Raw genomic sequence first — 14870 nt, 5'->3', positions numbered from 1 at the left:
CTTTTCAAGACTTATAAACGCTTCTTGTTGTTGAAGGCCAGGTTTCCCATTAGAACCCAAATGACTCCGACTGTTTCAATGGTATTAAGTTAGTGACGACGTTAGCAGATCCGCAGCGCCGGCTTTTTGAACACATATTTTAAGCATAAGAGGAGGAAACAATGAAACTTTCACGCAAAATGCAAAACCTTCCTAAACAGTTTTTCGCTGCACTTGTGCAAAGGGTAGAAAAAGCCAAGGCAGAGGGAAGGGATATTATTAATTTGGGACAAGGGAACCCTGATCAACCGACACCTCCCCATATTGTCAAAGCTTTACAAAGATCTGTAGAAGATCCAGTGACCCATAAATATTCGCCTTTTAGAGGGTTAAAGGAATTAAAAGAGGTGGCTGCAGATTTTTATAAGGGTGAATACGATGTGGACATTGACCCTGAGTCAGAAGTGGCCATCCTTTTTGGAGCAAAGAGTGGTTTAGTCGAATTGCCACTAGCTATTTTGGATCCGGGAGATCTGATGCTATTACCTGATCCTGGTTATCCAGATTATCTATCTGGAGTGAAGTTGGCAGATGTTCAATTTGAAACAATACCTTTATTAACGGAAAATCAGTTTCTGCCTGATTATGCTGTACTTCCAGATCATCTCAAAGAGCAAGCAAAGCTTCTGTATATCAATTATCCGAATAACCCAACAGGGGCGGTAGCCGACTTAGCTTTTTTTGAAAAAACTGTAGCGTTTGCCAAGGAACACAACATCGCTGTCTCTCATGATTTCGCTTATGGGGCAATTGGCTTTGACGATCAAAAACCAATTAGTTTCTTGCAAGTTGAAGGGGCCAAGGATGTCGGCATTGAAATGTATACCTTATCCAAGACCTACAATATGGCGGGGTGGCGTATCGGCTTTGCGGTTGGAAATGGGGAAATGATTGAGGCAATCAATTTGATTCAAGATCATTTTTTTGTTAGTTTGTTCCCAGCTGTTCAGCATGCGGCAGCGGCCGCTCTATCGGGACCACAAGACTGTGTATCAGAGCTAGTTGCTCTGTATGAAGGCCGCCGTAACGCTCTAATAGAAGAATGCCAGTGTATTGGTTGGGACGTCACGGCACCACAAGGTTCCTTTTTTGCCTGGCTCCCTATAGCCGATGGTTATACGAGTGAAGGATTTGCCGACTTGTTATTGGAACAAGCCGACGTAGCGGTCGCTCCCGGTAATGGCTTTGGTGAATTCGGTGAAGGATATGTACGTGTCGGTTTATTAGTCGAGGAAGAACGGCTAAGAGAGGCTATTCGCAGAATTGAGAAATTGAATATATTTTAATGAGAAACTCTTTGCCTGTGCAAAGGGTTTTTTGCAAATTCCTAGAAATAATGTAACGGCTAATAAAAGCAGTGTGATGGCTAATAGAATCTCGTACCGGCTAATAGAATGTACATACCGGCTAATAAAGTGCTTCTAACAGCTAATAGGTATTTTCAAAGGAAGCCGTGTAGCGTCTGCTGACGGTTCCTACATAAACATAAATAAAAATTTATATAAAAGATGAACGGTTGAACCATTCAAAACGTCCAATCTATAGAGCGGTCAAAAGGGGGATGGACTTGTATTGAATGAGAGAGAGGAAAAGCACTTGATAAGAGCGGCAATAAGGGGAAGCGATGAGGCATTCACTCAACTTTTTCAAGCCCATTATCAATTTGTGTATAAATATTTAGTGAAAGTAAGTCTTGACCCCGATTTGGCAGAGGATTTAATGCAGGAAACGTTGCTCAAGGCCTACATTCACTTCTCCCGTTTTAAAGGAGAATCTAGATTATCGACATGGTTTATTTCAATTGCATCAAGAGTATTTATTGATCATCAACGGAAAACAAAGAGGGAGCGGAGAAGACAGGAAAAATTACAGGATGAAGTGATCAGAAAAATGCAGTGGAAGGTATCGGTCAATGGTTTTGAATGGACTGAATATATGGCCCAATTTGCTTCATTAGATCCAACCATACGGACCCCGATTCTCTTACGTCATTTTTACGGTTACACCTATAAAGAAATTGCTCATATGCTTGGTTTAAAAGAAGGTACGGTAAAAACACGAGTCCATTATGGCATGAAGAAAATTCGAAAGGAGTGGTCGTGAATGAAAGATTCAAAGGAACAGGAATGGCTTACACAATTTAAGCAGGATTTAGAAAAACTTGAAAAGCCGTTTGAAGCAAAGGTGCCAGAGCAAGGGCAAATACTACGTGTGCTAGAGGACTTTAAAATAAAGCGTAAGCGCGCCTTTCGTCGAGAGCTTGCTATTTTTCTAATCACGGCCATATTTATACTCATTTCTTACAGCATGCTCGCTCTAAAACTCATGCCCATTTTTATTTGGATACAAGGAATGCTAATAGGCGGGGTGCCAGTCATGTTTATTGTGGAAAGGAAACGGCGTAAAAAGCAGAACGAGGTGTCGGATTATGGATTCTGAAACAATGCTAATCTTCTTGTTTGCTTTGCCGGTCTTACTTACACAGAGTATTTTATTATTTATTGATGCAAAGAAAAAAGGGGCTTATGCCTGGGCTTGGGGAATATGGGGACTTTTGCAATTCCCGTGTCCGCCTATTTTTTATTACTTCTTTGTCATTCGGCCATTCCGTAAAAGAAAAAGGGAGGCTGAGTAAATTGAACATTTCTTGGGAAATGATTGCCCCAATCGTTGGTTTGCAACTTATTTTGATGACTGTTGCACTTGTAAGTTGTGTAAAGGAAGAGGAAACAAACGGTCCGAAATGGTTATGGGTACTTATTATTGTTTGTATAAATCTGATCGGACCTGTTCTTTATTTTATTATCGGTAGGAAAAGACAATAGGGGGAGACAACATTGCTCACTGTACAACAACTCACGAAAAAATATAAAAACCAGCTTGCAGTAGATGGATTGTCCTTTACAATTGCAAGTAATCAATGTGTCGCTTTGTTAGGACCAAATGGTTCGGGAAAAACGACGACCCTAAATATGTTAACAAGACTTTTAACCCCTACTGCGGGCACGATTCAATTTTTAGGAAAAGCTAATATCAATCGACATGAATTGGGTTATTTGCCACAATATCCGGCCTTTCACCCATGGATGACAGCTGCGGAATATTTGCATTTTGTAGGGAAACTCTCCGGACTTTCGAAAAAGAAAAGGAAGCAAAATAGTGGGGAGATGCTTGCGTTTGTTGGGTTGGAAGACGCGAAAAACAAGCGGATTGGTGGATTTTCGGGTGGAATGAAGCAACGTTTAGGGTTAGCGCAGGCGATGATCCACGAACCAAAGCTATTGATTTTAGATGAGCCTGTTTCTGCTTTAGATCCTGAAGGCCGCCGCGATGTGTTAAACATTATGCAGGAATTAAAGAAAAGGATGGCGATACTATTTTCAACCCATGTTCTTCATGACGCTGAACAGGTGTGTGATCACATCATCATGTTGAAAGACGGGAGAATGAAATGGTCTGGTTCTTTAGTAGATTTAAAGCATATGCAGCAAACTGAAACATTCGTCCTGAAGGTCTCGGAAAATCTAATAAATTGGCTTTCTGATAAAAGGTACATTCGGGATTTTCACCTTTTATCTTCTAATGCCGCAGAAATTACTTTCAATCATAAGGAAGGACGTAACCTTTTATTAACAGATTGTTTGAAAGATCGCTTTACTATTATGCGTTTTGAACAAAAAAGCTATTCACTAGAGGAGGCGTATATGGAGGTGGTTAACCAATGAGTGTTTTCCTCACATTAGTACAAAAAGAGTGGGTAGAAGCGTGGCGGGATAAAAAGTGGATATGGCTTCCGATTGTGATTAGCCTATTAGCGATCTCTCAGCCTATTAGTCAATACTATATGCCGCAAATTTTAGACATGGCTGGTAATCTGCCAGAAGGAACGGTCATTGAAATCCCTGTTCCCAGCGGGGGAGAGATACTTGCTGGTACACTTGGACAGCTCGGAATTATGGGCACAGCAATTTTCATTTTGAGTGTGATGGGAAGTATTGCGCATGAAAGAAATAGTGGGGCTCTCTCACTCGTGATGGCTCGTCCTGTTCAAGCCTTGCAATATATTGCAAGCAAATGGGTGGCCCATGCGATTATTCTCTTATTTTCCTTTACCTTAGGCTATAGTCTTAGCTATTATTATACGAATTTATTGTTTGAACAAGTGGAAATAAAGGCATTCTTAGGAAGTCTAGTGATTTATAGTGTATGGGTTTTATTTGTTTTAACAGTAACATTACTCGTAGGGGTGCTTTTGAAAAATGTCGGGGGCATTGCAGGTGTGAGCGTGATTGTGTTGGCAATTTTATCATTAGGCGATTCTCTTTTTCCGAAGTATATGAAATGGAGCCCTTCCAATGCCCAAAGTAAGGCCAGTGACTATTTACTAACAGGTATATGGGAAGATTCACTGACACTTATGATCACCTCAAGCCTCTTAATACTGGTAGGTTTATTTATAGTCACTATCTTATCGTTCAAGCGCTATGAACGATATTAATAAATAGGCACAACGAATCGGTTGAATTCGTTGTGCCTTGCTTTGATTCTTCGTTATTTCGACAAAATTCGGGGCGTGTCAGGCACCTTGTCTCCTCGAAATAGCGACTTTATAGGATTGATACAAAACTAGGGCGATGATGGATAAAATGAGTCCAGAGATATATGGTAATCCAGTCGCTGTTTTAAAGAGCCAACCGCCTAAGGGTGGGCCTATGATTCGGCCGATGGAATCGAAGGAGGATAATAAGCCTGTTGTATTGCCATGACCTGTAGTTGAGGTTTTGGTTAACAGGGCTGATACACTTGGGCGAATGACGCCATTCCCAATTCCAAAAATAGTTAAATAAATAGCGGCGGTTGTAAAGCTATCAATTAGTAAGATCAGTCCGAAGCCAATTGCAGAGATGATGATGCCTAGTTGGATTACGGCTCCTTCCCCATATTTCTTTGTTAATCTCCCTACTAGCCCGCCTTGAACGATCGCGCCAGCAAATCCCATAATCATAAACAGATAACCAAGTTGAACAGTTCCTAGTCCTGCTCTTTTTGCGGCAAAATAGGCAAATGTCGCCTCAAGGCCAGCCATGGACAAAGACACGAACAATTGCAGAATAAAGAGAATTGAAATCGGGCCTTGTAAGGCTTTGAACATTGACTCTTTCTTTCCTGTTTCTTTTCCCCTTTTCTCAGCTGGAAGTGATTCCTGTAAAATAAACAAAACGAGGAGAAAGGTAATCAAGGAGGAGATTCCTGAGAGTAAAAAAGGCGTGCTCAGGTTAGATTCTGAAAAAATTCCGCCAATCGCAGGGCCAAGAATAAAGCCAAGACCAACAGAGGCCCCCACAACGCCCATTCCTTTTCCACGATCCTCAGGAGATGTTATATCAGCGACATAGGCTGTGACAGTAGGCATATTAGCTGATGAAAGTAATCCGCCGATAATTCTTGCGGCAAATAGCATCCACAGGCTAGAGGCAGAAGCCATTAAAAAGAAAGAAATGGCAAGTCCAAAAATACCGATCAACATCACAGGTTTACGACCAATCCGATCAGAGACTCTTCCCCAGATTGGCGAAAATAACAATTGCATTAGAGAATAGACAGCCATTAATAGCCCTAATTGTGTAGGGGTGGCCCCCAATTCTTCTGCGTAGAAAGGAAGGACAGGGATGATAATTCCAAATCCAACCATGACGAAAAACATAACAGCAAACAGAATAGGCAAAGCTTTCTTCGTTTCCATAATCATGCTCACTCCAAATCTTCATAAATGACTAGCTAGACGAAACTCTATCCAAAATGTTGATAATGTATGTAAAAGAGGAGAAAATCGAACTATTTCTCAATTCCTTTAAAAGTTTACCACTTTGCTTCGGAATATCCTATAAAAAGTAGTAGGGAAGATGTGAAGATTAAATGAACAGTTAATTTCACGAACGTTATCACCCGAAAACATGTATAATATTCGTTAAAATCTATTGACGTTTCTGGGGCTTTTATGCTATTAATAGAGATGTACTAATTTTAATTAAATTATCATCATTTATTGAATGTATATGTTTGGGAATAGGGCCCAAGCGTTTCTACCAGGTAACCGTAAATTACCAGACTACATGTATAAAGATAGGGATAGATCATGGACAATTAACCAATTGGGCTTGATCTAGATACAGGGGATGTCCCATTTCTATCTATAAATGTAGGCGGGCCTGGGTTAATGAGAACCTAGGCTTTTTGCATTCAATGGAGCTTGAGTTGTACTCTGGTTTATGAAAGCCATTAGTGCTTTACTCAAAGGAATAATAGGGGGAATATAAAGAATGCAACGCTATTTTAATTTTAAGGAATTAAATACCAATTATCGGCAAGAATCGGTTGCTGGTTTAACAACATTCTTGGCAATGGCCTACATTTTATTTGTTAATCCATCTGTGCTAAGTGATGCTGGGATGGACCAAGGGGCAGTTTATGTTGCAACTGCTTTAGCTTCAGCGATTGCCTGCTTAATTATGGGACTATGGGCAAAATACCCTGTGGCCCTTGCACCAGGTATGGGGATTAATGCCTTCTTTGCTTACACTGTTGTGCTTGGAATGGGGATTCCATGGCAAACGGCTTTAGCTGGAACATTTATTTCTGGTTTGATCTTTTTTATTCTTACCTTAACAAAAATACGTGAAACGATTATTAATGCGATTCCTGAACAGCTTAAGTTAGCTGTTGCTGCAGGAATTGGTTTGTTCATTACATTTATTGGTTTTCAGAATGCTGGCATTGTCGTTGACGCTGATCCTGGGACAACGGTTGTTGCTTTAGGAGATATTACAGCACCAGGTACATTGTTAACCATTGCGGGAATTGTGATTACAGCATTCTTTATGATTCGCGGATTTAAAGGGGCAATTTTCTATGGCATGATTGTAACGGCCATTGTGGGAATTATATTTGGACAAATCCCATTACCAGATGGCATCGTTTCTGGGATCCCATCTTTGACACCAACCTTTGGTGCTATGTTCGGCCATTTAGGTGATTTGTTTACGCCACATCTACTTGTTGTGATCTTCACTTTATTATTTGTGGATTTCTTTGATACAGCAGGTACATTAATGGCTGTGGCTCGTCAAGCAGGCATATTGCAAGATGGAAAATTGCCTCGGGCCGGAAAGGCTCTTTCTGCCGACTCTGTTGCAACAATGATAGGGGCTGTTTTAGGAACTTCAACAACGACATCATTTGTAGAATCGACCTCAGGGGTTGCAGCGGGTGGCCGATCAGGCTTCACATCTGTTGTAACAGCAGGATTCTTCGTTTTAGCATTATTCTTTTCTCCTTTACTTAGTGTGGTGACATCGGAGGTTACAGCGCCCGCTCTAATTATTGTAGGAATCCTGATGGCTTCCTCTTTAGCGGAAATTAAATGGAAGGATTTTGAATTTGCAATTCCAGCGTTTATGACCGTTGTGACGATGCCATTAACTTATAGTATTTCTACTGGAATTGCCTTAGGATTTATTTTTTATCCATTAACAATGGTATTCAAAGGGAAGTATAAAGAGGTTCATCCGATTATGTATGTGTTATTTGTCGTATTCGTTATTTATCTGGGATGGGCAGCTTAATAAAGTAATCGGTACAGACCGTTAGCGGGAATGCGCATATTAGTTGCATTCTCCGCTTTTTATTTTATAAAACTTTCGGATTTGATCAAAAAGAGAAAGGGGATTTCATCATGAGAAAGAAAATATATGAAGTGAGTCAGCAACTATCAAAAGTAGCCAGAGGCGAAGAGAAAGCAGAACTAGTCATTACTAATGGTGTATTAGTCAATGTGTTTACAGGAGAGCTTTTGGAAAATATGGATGTTTCGGTTATTGAAGGAAGAGTGGCATACATTGGTAAGGCTGATCACACCATTGGTGAAAACACAAGGGTAATCGATGCTAATGGAAAATACTTAGTTCCTGGTTTTATTGATGGCCATATGCATGTGGAAAGTACAATGCTTTCTGTGACAGAATTTGCGAAGGCAGGACTAGCCAAAGGTACAACTTCTATTTTTATGGATCCGCATGAAATCGCCAATGTTTTTGGTACAGAGGGTGTGCGCTTGATGCACGAAGAGGGACAGCAGCTTCCTTTGAAGGTATTTACTACCTTCCCTTCATGTGTGCCCGCTACAACTGATTTCGAAGATGCAGGTGCTTCCTTAAGTGTAGAGGATGTTCACGCAGGAATGCAGTGGGAAAATGTTGCAGGCCTTGGAGAAGTCATGAATTTTCCTGGGGTTGTTTATGGAGATCCGCTAATGAGTGGCGAGATTGCCGAAACGATTAAAGCGAATAAAACAGTAACGGGGCATTTTCCTGCAGAAGATCCGAGGATGTTACAGGCCTACATTGGTTCGGGTGTGGATTCATGCCACGAAACAGTAACAAAAGAACAAGGATTAGAAAAGTTACGTCTTGGCATGCATTTGATGATTCGAGAGGGATCGGCTTGGCAAGATGTGAAAGAAGTCATCAAGGTTGTCACAGAGCATCATGTGCAAACACATAATATTAGTTTGGTGACAGATGATGTCTACCCACAAACGCTTGTTGAAAAAGGCCATCTTAACCATGTGGTTCGTCGGGCAATCGAAGAAGGGGTAGACCCTGTTACAGCGATTCAAATGGGAACAATTAACGTAGCTCGTTATTATAATATGGAGCGCGACTTAGGCTCGATTGCACCTGGAAAGGTGGCGGATATTTTAGTAATCGAGGATATTCGAGAATTGGAGCCATCTACGGTGGTTGCGGATGGAGAAGTAATCTATCACGATCAGCGAATGGTAAAAGACTTTCCAACCTTTGTCTATCCAGAGCATATTCGGAATTCCATTCATTTGAAAAGCGACCTAACAGCTAGCGATTTTCAATTAACTAGCAAAGGGAATACAGCCCAAACAAAAGTAAATGTAATTAATGTAATTGAAAACAGTGCTCGTACCGAGAAGATGACCACTACATTAGAGGTTAAAAATGGAATGATCCAGCCTGATCTTGAGCAGGATGTTTTGCAATTAGCATGTATTGAACGTCATCATCAAACAGGGCAAATCTCACTTGGCTTCGCGCATGGATTTAAGCTGAAAAAGGGAGCTGTTGCTTCAACGGTTGCTCATGATAGTCATAATTTACTGGTTATGGGGACAAATCCCGAGGACATGGCCTTTGCTGCAAATGAGCTAGCCAAAATTGGTGGCGGAATGATCGTAGTGGAGAACGGCAAGGTATTGGCGCAAGTTCGTATGCCGATAGCTGGCTTAATGTCTGATCAGCCACTAGAGACAGTTGTAAAAGAAGTGAAACAGTTAGAAGCAGCTTGGGAGACATTAGGTTGCCCAATACATGCTCCATTTATGACCTTTTCTCTCATTGCTTTACCCGTCATACCTGATGTCCGAATTTCTAATCGGGGCCTAGTGGATGTTGCTGAATTTAAAATGATCGATGTAGAAATATTGCATTAAAGTAGAGACGCTTATGAGGATAGGTTAAAAGGGCGTGCAAAAGGTTAGTACGTTAACCTCTTGCACGCCTTTGTTTTGGTCGAGGAAATTATAAAATTCCTGGATCGTGGATAAATAACTTACGTTGCGGTTTGACGGCCAGCTCCAGCGCTATTGTTTACTGAATTGCGGCTTCCCACAGAAAGCCGGCAACAAGTTGATCTACCGCATCGATTTCATGTAGACCGGAGTGAGTGGCGGTTATATTTGTCACAACCTTTTCTGTAAAAAGGTTATGAGGAACCATATTTTGACTAGCAAGAGCACTGTCTAAAGAAACAAGACCATCACCAGTTAATGGATCTGCCACAACGCCTGCGATCGAGAGCACTCTCAAGTCTTCCGGAAGTAACAGACTATTCTCCATAAGCTTTTGCAAAGCTTCAGAATTTGGCTTTAAATCAATTAAGGCATCCCCATAGTTCTCTTCAAAATAATTTTCTTTATCAATTCCGAGAAAAGGACTTCCGATTGTAATAAGATTTGAGATCTTCGGGTAAAGTTCTTGGTCACCCGTTGTTTGCACGTAATTTGTTAAAGCAAGCCCACCCATTGAATGACCGACAACATTGATTTCTTCAATATAATAGCGTTCTTTTAGTTGTTTCATGACCTTTTGCAGCCATTTCGTTTGGTCGCTTAATTGCGCCCGATTATTCTCAAAAATCACTTGAATAAACGGATTTTCGACATTTTTGGGGATGGTCCCTTTAATGGAAACTCGACCATTTTTGTGGACAAAGCATACCAGCGCTCTTGCCCCCCATTGTTGTTCTTCCATTCTTTCTAACATCGTTGAAAAGGAGCGCTCACTCCCTTTATACCCATGAAGAAAAAGAGTGGGTACAACGGCAGGAGAGGCGGAAACCTGAATTTGTTCATTTATTAATTTTGGACGTGAAATAAAAAGCCCAATTATTAGTACAATAATAAAAAATAAACTGATACCTGAATACCTTTTTTTCATAAAAATTCCCCCTAAAGCCTATATTCCCATTTTACCATATTTTGTAATAAATTTGGTTTAATTGTTAAAAAGTATTTAAAAATATTTCATTTTGATTACAAATGATACAAGGTGTCTTAAGAATAAGGATACCCAAAAAAGGTGATAACTGTTGTAGGGAGGTATTGCCAAATGGTTTACGTAGAGGTTGTGATTGCAGTCCTTTTATTGGTTGCATATATTCACTTTCAGCGTGCTAAGCGGAGAAATCGTTATGAATTGGATTTAATAAATCGGCAATTACATTCAAGTGAAGAGGTAAAGTGGACATTGGCTATGGGACTTTATTTAAGGTTTAAGCTGGAGGAAGAAAACTCTTCTGAAAATGACGGACAAGACGAGGAAGCTGGTCCTCATGACACAAAGCAATTTATTAAGGAGGACCCCCTAATATTTGAAGACTTTGTGGCGGATATTTTTGAAAGAGCAAGAGGGGGAGAAACTGATGTCCTCCCATCTAGACAAGATTTCGGGGTTGATTTTAAGCATAAAACGGACGATGGATTATTTCTTGGCCAGGTGAAATGTTGGAAAGAGGATGTTGATTTTGAACCGATTGCTTTGATCCATTCAAATATGGTAAAAAAGCAAGCAGTAGGCGGATATGTCATTACAACCTCTGCCTTTACGGAAGCGGCCAAAGAATATGCTGAACCGTTGGATATTGAATTAATTAATGGAAGCAAGCTAGTTGAGCTTTGGATGGAAGCCTTGCAAAGTAATGAAGAGGAAATTAAAAAGGTCCTCCCAGATGTATATCGAACAGAACCAGAGCAATGATCGTTGTTAAGGAAGAGACGGGGCAAAAGTATTTTTATCAAAGAAAAACCGAACGATTAGCCGCATAAAAATCGCTCGGTAAATATACTTCGCCTTCTGGTTTTGTCTAACTCTTTGGATATTTCCCTCCGCTAAGGGAATGAATTGTTCTTCCTTAGAGCTCCTTTTCTAATCCTCTTCAGGTGTGTTTAGCTCTACAGTCATAATGATCATGACTGTAGATACTAATAATAAACCTAATGTCATAACAAACATTTTTCTCAACTCCCTACCATGTGATTTGTCCTTTTGAACCAGGGGGTGAATGATGGATCATATCCGCAAGCGGGAAGGCATAAGCCAGCACAATTAATAGCACAGCGATGCCAATCCAAAGCCACCAGTTTTCCAAGAATTTCGGTGTATGGGAAGTGTCGCTTTCCGCCAAAGGAAATTCAGTCATATCTGCAGGCTTTTGGGCGGAAGGAGCAAAAAATAACAGGTTGCACACAATATAAATAAGCAACATAGCAGATAAAAATAATATGGTGCCCCCAATCGCCATTGTCACGTGATTCGATAGAATGCCATCAAACCACTGCATGGCTGTTTGGTGACCGTTGTAACCAGCATAAGCTGTTCTTCTAGGTGCGCCAAGGAGTCCGAGAATATGCTGGGCAGTAGACATCAACAACATGCCAACCGACCAAGAAATAATTTGGATAAAGGCGAGCTTTTGAATAGACTTTGTTAATTTTCGGCCTGTTAAATGGGGGATCAACCAAAATGTTATTCCCATAAAGGTCATGGCAACGGGCGCTCCAACAGTAATATGGAAGTGTCCAACAATCCAAAGCGTATTATGAACAAGCTCATTTAGTTGAAAGCTTGCATTAATAATTCCCCCGGCACCCCCGGGGATAAAGAATAGCATAGCGATAAAGATCGATGTAAAACGCACATCTTTCCACGGTAACTTGGTGAACCATCCGAAAAGCCCGGAACCGCCCTTCTTCCTTCCTGATATCTCAAAGGTGGCAAACATTGAAAATGCCGTCATAAGCGATGGAATAATCACCATAAACGTTAAAACAACCTGAAGAAATTTCCAAAAGCTAGAGATTCCCGGCTCTGTTAATTGGTGATGAAATCCAACTGGAAAGGAAAATAGAATAAAAAGTACAAACGCCAAACGAGCTAAGGAATCACTAAATACTTTCGTTCCTACTAATTTTGGTATCACAACATACCAAGCCATATAAGCAGGCAAAAGCCAAAAGTAAACAAGCGGATGCCCAAAATACCAAAACAGCGAGCGACTTAATTCAACATTAATCGTATCGACCCAACCAAAAGCCCATGGGATGTATTGGAACACAACAGTTGCTACAACACCGAGACAAGCAATAATCCAAAGAATAATCGTTGTAATTGTCATATAAGCAAAAAGTGGACTTACTTCACCTTTGTGGCTGTTTTTCCAGGCGATGTAGTGGCCAACCAAAGCAAAACAACTAATCCAAGTTCCAATGACCCAAAGCGCAAGCCCAATATAAAACCAACCACTTGCTTTTAAAGGTGCATAGAATGTATAGAGCACAGAGGCTTTGCCAGAAATAATCAATACTGTCGCAAGGATTGTGCCAATCGTTGTGACAATAAATCCTATCCATAAAGTGCGACAAACTTTTGGTCCGAAGTTCCCCAATGACTTGCTCATACCAGAAATAAGAAAAGCGAAAATAAAAAAGGTTGTATAGATAAGTGCTAATAATACGCCGTGCGCTGTGAGGATTTGATAATAATCGAGCCAAGCTGGTAAGTCCAATGCATCATTACGAACAAAAACTTGTAAAAGACCGCAAAATGTTCCAATAAGAAAAGCGATATAAGCGACAATAATAATAGATACGGCCAGTCTTCGATCCTGTATTCCTATCATGGTTCATACACCTCAATCTCTGTCTGCATAAAATGATGCCCTGTGCCACAATATTCGTTACAGATCACTAAATAACTTCCAGGTTTGTCAAAAGTGTAACTTTTATGTGTAATACGTCCAGGCACCACCATCATATTGACCTTTGTTTCTTCAATCGTAAAACTATGAACGACATCCTTACTTGTGGATGTAAAGATAATTTCTTTGTCTACAGGAACCCGTATCTTAGCGGGGCTATAGCTAAAAGCTTGAGCGACAATCACGACTTCATACGTATCCTTATCAATCTGCTTCACACCTGGCTTATCAAAAGGGGCCGTTTCATCCACCTTTTCGGGATCAATAACATCCATTCCACCCGCAGGCGTATGTCCATGTGCAAAAGCAGTGACACCAACAATACTTAAAAAAATAATAAGCGATATAATGCCGAAACCAAGCCATATTTTCTCATATTTATGCAAATGCATGATTCCACCTACTTTCTAAAATTTTTAAAGACGTTCATTTTCACCAAATTTATATCTAGAGACTTGATGTTGGCTTTACCTGGAAATATATAACCCATATACAGCGATCCACATCACGCAAATAATAATGCCGACAACAAACACGCTTATAAGTGTTCCTTTTAAATTAGGTCCCGAATGACTCCTTTTTTTGTCCAATTTCCACTTACCTCCATCCATGATCGTTTAGTCTAAATGTAGTTGTAATCGGTATATCCAGTCTGTGATAAAAGTCACAACTTCCTGTCAGGAAGAGAGATTTCAAGAAATAGACAAAAAAAGCCCGACAATCAGGATTTACTGATTGTCGGACTAAAAAATTAAGCACCGATAATGATGAAGTCATTAAAAAATATTACAAATCTCAATAGGGCAATTTTCACAATGAATTTCCTGTTTTAAATAGGGAAGGTCATAAATCACAATATATCCGTCAACGATTGCCAATCTCTTCTCCTTTTTCAACTCGTTTAAGAGCCGATTGACAACCTCACGCGTCATACCGCAAAAGTTAGCGAGTTCTTGATTTGTTAGAGAGAGGTCAATCAGAATTCCATCCTCCTGCTCAATACCATAGCTATTTGTTAAACGAATAAGCGTAGAGTACAACGCCCCTTTTTTTCCATGTAAAACTAAGTCACGAAATTTAGATTGATTTTGCTGGTTTTGTATATTCATTAATTTAAGCATTTCAATGCTTAAATGAGGCTGAAGAATCAGTTGTTCTTCCAAGTCTTCTTTAGAAATTATTTGGATGGTCCCAGTTTCTAGCATCTTTGCATAGACCGTAAAGGGAGCAGGGTCACTGAAGAGAGGAATCTCACAAATGAAATCTCCAGGTTTACAGATTCGAAAGGTAATTTCACGTCCATCTGGGGTAATTTTGCCAATCTGAACTTTACCTGAATGGATCATAAAAAGAAAGTCAGCTTGATCACCTTCTTGAAAAGCATATTCTCCCTTCCTCAATTTCTTTTCTTGGAGGACGATAGACTGAAGCATATGGAGTAATGAGGGAGAGCAAAGTTGTACCGAACTTAACATGGTGAATCACCACCT

At 40.3% G+C, this 14870-nt stretch carries 15 protein-coding genes and 1 riboswitch; of the genes, 10 read left to right on the top strand and 5 right to left on the bottom strand.

Annotation, left to right across the window (positions count from 1 at the left end):
* Positions 1 to 161 precede the first annotated feature (161 nt).
* The 7 genes from IPU53_RS01840 (at position 162) to IPU53_RS01810 (ending at position 4537) form a co-directional block, all read left to right on the top strand.
* The gene (locus IPU53_RS01840) at positions 162 to 1325 is read left to right on the top strand and encodes a pyridoxal phosphate-dependent aminotransferase (protein WP_207446863.1); all 1164 of its coding nucleotides are present in this window, start codon (positions 162 to 164) and stop codon (positions 1323 to 1325) included.
* Positions 1326 to 1611: 286 nt separating this feature from the next.
* Positions 1612 to 2142, top strand: coding sequence for an RNA polymerase sigma factor SigY (gene sigY, locus IPU53_RS01835; protein WP_207446861.1), 531 nt, complete (start codon positions 1612 to 1614; stop codon positions 2140 to 2142).
* On the top strand, positions 2143 to 2478 hold the full coding sequence (locus IPU53_RS01830; protein WP_207446854.1) for a YxlC family protein: 336 nt from the start codon (positions 2143 to 2145) through the stop codon (positions 2476 to 2478).
* Positions 2468 to 2674, top strand: a complete 207-nt coding sequence (locus IPU53_RS01825; RefSeq protein WP_207446852.1) for a transcriptional regulator — start codon at positions 2468 to 2470, stop codon at positions 2672 to 2674. Before IPU53_RS01830 ends, IPU53_RS01825 begins: the two co-directional genes overlap by 11 nt.
* Before the next feature lies 1 nt (position 2675).
* Positions 2676 to 2864, top strand: a complete 189-nt coding sequence (locus tag IPU53_RS01820) for a PLD nuclease N-terminal domain-containing protein (RefSeq protein WP_207446850.1) — start codon at positions 2676 to 2678, stop codon at positions 2862 to 2864.
* A 12-nt stretch (positions 2865 to 2876) separates the two neighbouring features.
* Complete coding sequence (locus IPU53_RS01815; RefSeq protein ID WP_207446848.1) at positions 2877 to 3764, top strand: ABC transporter ATP-binding protein; 888 nt, start codon at positions 2877 to 2879, stop codon at positions 3762 to 3764.
* Positions 3761 to 4537, top strand: a complete 777-nt coding sequence (locus IPU53_RS01810; RefSeq protein ID WP_207446846.1) for an ABC transporter permease — start codon at positions 3761 to 3763, stop codon at positions 4535 to 4537. The genes IPU53_RS01815 and IPU53_RS01810 overlap by 4 nt, the downstream gene beginning before the upstream one ends.
* 78 nt (positions 4538 to 4615) lie before the next feature.
* Here IPU53_RS01810 and IPU53_RS01805 read toward each other — a convergent pair whose 3' ends face one another.
* Positions 4616 to 5782: an MFS transporter gene (locus tag IPU53_RS01805; protein WP_207446844.1), complete on the bottom strand. Its 1167-nt coding sequence runs from the start codon at positions 5780 to 5782 to the stop codon at positions 4616 to 4618.
* Positions 5783 to 6069: 287 nt separating this feature from the next.
* A riboswitch (purine riboswitch) is annotated at positions 6070 to 6171 on the top strand.
* 188 nt (positions 6172 to 6359) lie between these two features.
* Between IPU53_RS01805 and IPU53_RS01800 the strand changes: the two genes are divergently transcribed.
* Together IPU53_RS01800 and ade are read left to right on the top strand one after the other, a co-directional pair.
* Entirely contained in the window at positions 6360 to 7661 is a 1302-nt protein-coding gene (locus tag IPU53_RS01800; RefSeq protein WP_207446842.1) for an NCS2 family permease, read from the top strand.
* A 110-nt stretch (positions 7662 to 7771) separates the two neighbouring features.
* The gene (gene ade / locus IPU53_RS01795; RefSeq protein WP_207446840.1) at positions 7772 to 9556 is read left to right on the top strand and encodes an adenine deaminase; all 1785 of its coding nucleotides are present in this window, start codon (positions 7772 to 7774) and stop codon (positions 9554 to 9556) included.
* A gap of 157 nt (positions 9557 to 9713) precedes the next feature.
* Here ade and IPU53_RS01790 read toward each other — a convergent pair whose 3' ends face one another.
* Positions 9714 to 10562, bottom strand: a complete 849-nt coding sequence (locus IPU53_RS01790) for an alpha/beta fold hydrolase (protein WP_207446838.1) — start codon at positions 10560 to 10562, stop codon at positions 9714 to 9716.
* 171 nt (positions 10563 to 10733) lie between these two features.
* On the opposite strand from IPU53_RS01790, the gene IPU53_RS01785 reads away from it, so the two are divergent.
* The gene (locus IPU53_RS01785) at positions 10734 to 11381 is read left to right on the top strand and encodes a restriction endonuclease (protein ID WP_207446836.1); all 648 of its coding nucleotides are present in this window, start codon (positions 10734 to 10736) and stop codon (positions 11379 to 11381) included.
* Positions 11382 to 11649: 268 nt separating this feature from the next.
* Here the strand turns inward: IPU53_RS01785 and IPU53_RS01780 are convergent, their stop codons facing one another.
* The 3 genes from IPU53_RS01780 to IPU53_RS01770 form a co-directional block, all read right to left on the bottom strand.
* Positions 11650 to 13302, bottom strand: a complete 1653-nt coding sequence (locus IPU53_RS01780) for a b(o/a)3-type cytochrome-c oxidase subunit 1 (RefSeq protein ID WP_207446834.1) — start codon at positions 13300 to 13302, stop codon at positions 11650 to 11652.
* Positions 13299 to 13772 carry a cytochrome c oxidase subunit II gene (locus tag IPU53_RS01775; protein WP_207446832.1) on the bottom strand — a complete coding sequence of 158 codons (474 nt, stop codon included), beginning with the start codon at positions 13770 to 13772 and terminating at the stop codon, positions 13299 to 13301. Before IPU53_RS01775 ends, IPU53_RS01780 begins: the two co-directional genes overlap by 4 nt.
* Positions 13773 to 14156: 384 nt before the next feature.
* The gene (locus IPU53_RS01770; RefSeq protein WP_207446830.1) at positions 14157 to 14855 is read right to left on the bottom strand and encodes a Crp/Fnr family transcriptional regulator; all 699 of its coding nucleotides are present in this window, start codon (positions 14853 to 14855) and stop codon (positions 14157 to 14159) included.
* Between the last annotated feature and the right edge of the window lie 15 nt (positions 14856 to 14870).

The sequence above is a fragment of the Bacillus sp. SD088 genome (assembly GCF_017355205.1).
In the GTDB taxonomy this organism is placed as follows: domain Bacteria; phylum Bacillota; class Bacilli; order Bacillales; family Bacillaceae_C; genus Lederbergia.
Note: the sequence above shows the minus strand (reverse complement) of the source record. Positions and strands in the feature narration are given on the sequence as shown.

Excerpts from the sequence above, each read along its gene's own strand:
- IPU53_RS01840 (WP_207446863.1), top strand. The coding sequence starts at position 162 with ATGAAACTTTCACGCAAAATGCAAAACCTTCCTAAACAGTTTTTCGCT.
- IPU53_RS01830 (WP_207446854.1), top strand. The coding sequence starts at position 2,143 with ATGAAAGATTCAAAGGAACAGGAATGGCTTACACAATTTAAGCAGGAT.
- IPU53_RS01825 (WP_207446852.1), top strand. The coding sequence starts at position 2,468 with ATGGATTCTGAAACAATGCTAATCTTCTTGTTTGCTTTGCCGGTCTTA.
- IPU53_RS01810 (WP_207446846.1), top strand. The coding sequence starts at position 3,761 with ATGAGTGTTTTCCTCACATTAGTACAAAAAGAGTGGGTAGAAGCGTGG.
- IPU53_RS01805 (WP_207446844.1), bottom strand. The coding sequence starts at position 5,782 with ATGGAAACGAAGAAAGCTTTGCCTATTCTGTTTGCTGTTATGTTTTTC.
- IPU53_RS01800 (WP_207446842.1), top strand. The coding sequence starts at position 6,360 with ATGCAACGCTATTTTAATTTTAAGGAATTAAATACCAATTATCGGCAA.
- ade (WP_207446840.1), top strand. The coding sequence starts at position 7,772 with ATGAGAAAGAAAATATATGAAGTGAGTCAGCAACTATCAAAAGTAGCC.
- IPU53_RS01790 (WP_207446838.1), bottom strand. The coding sequence starts at position 10,562 with ATGAAAAAAAGGTATTCAGGTATCAGTTTATTTTTTATTATTGTACTA.
- IPU53_RS01785 (WP_207446836.1), top strand. The coding sequence starts at position 10,734 with ATGGTTTACGTAGAGGTTGTGATTGCAGTCCTTTTATTGGTTGCATAT.
- IPU53_RS01780 (WP_207446834.1), bottom strand. The coding sequence starts at position 13,302 with ATGATAGGAATACAGGATCGAAGACTGGCCGTATCTATTATTATTGTC.
- IPU53_RS01775 (WP_207446832.1), bottom strand. The coding sequence starts at position 13,772 with ATGCATTTGCATAAATATGAGAAAATATGGCTTGGTTTCGGCATTATA.
- IPU53_RS01770 (WP_207446830.1), bottom strand. The coding sequence starts at position 14,855 with ATGTTAAGTTCGGTACAACTTTGCTCTCCCTCATTACTCCATATGCTT.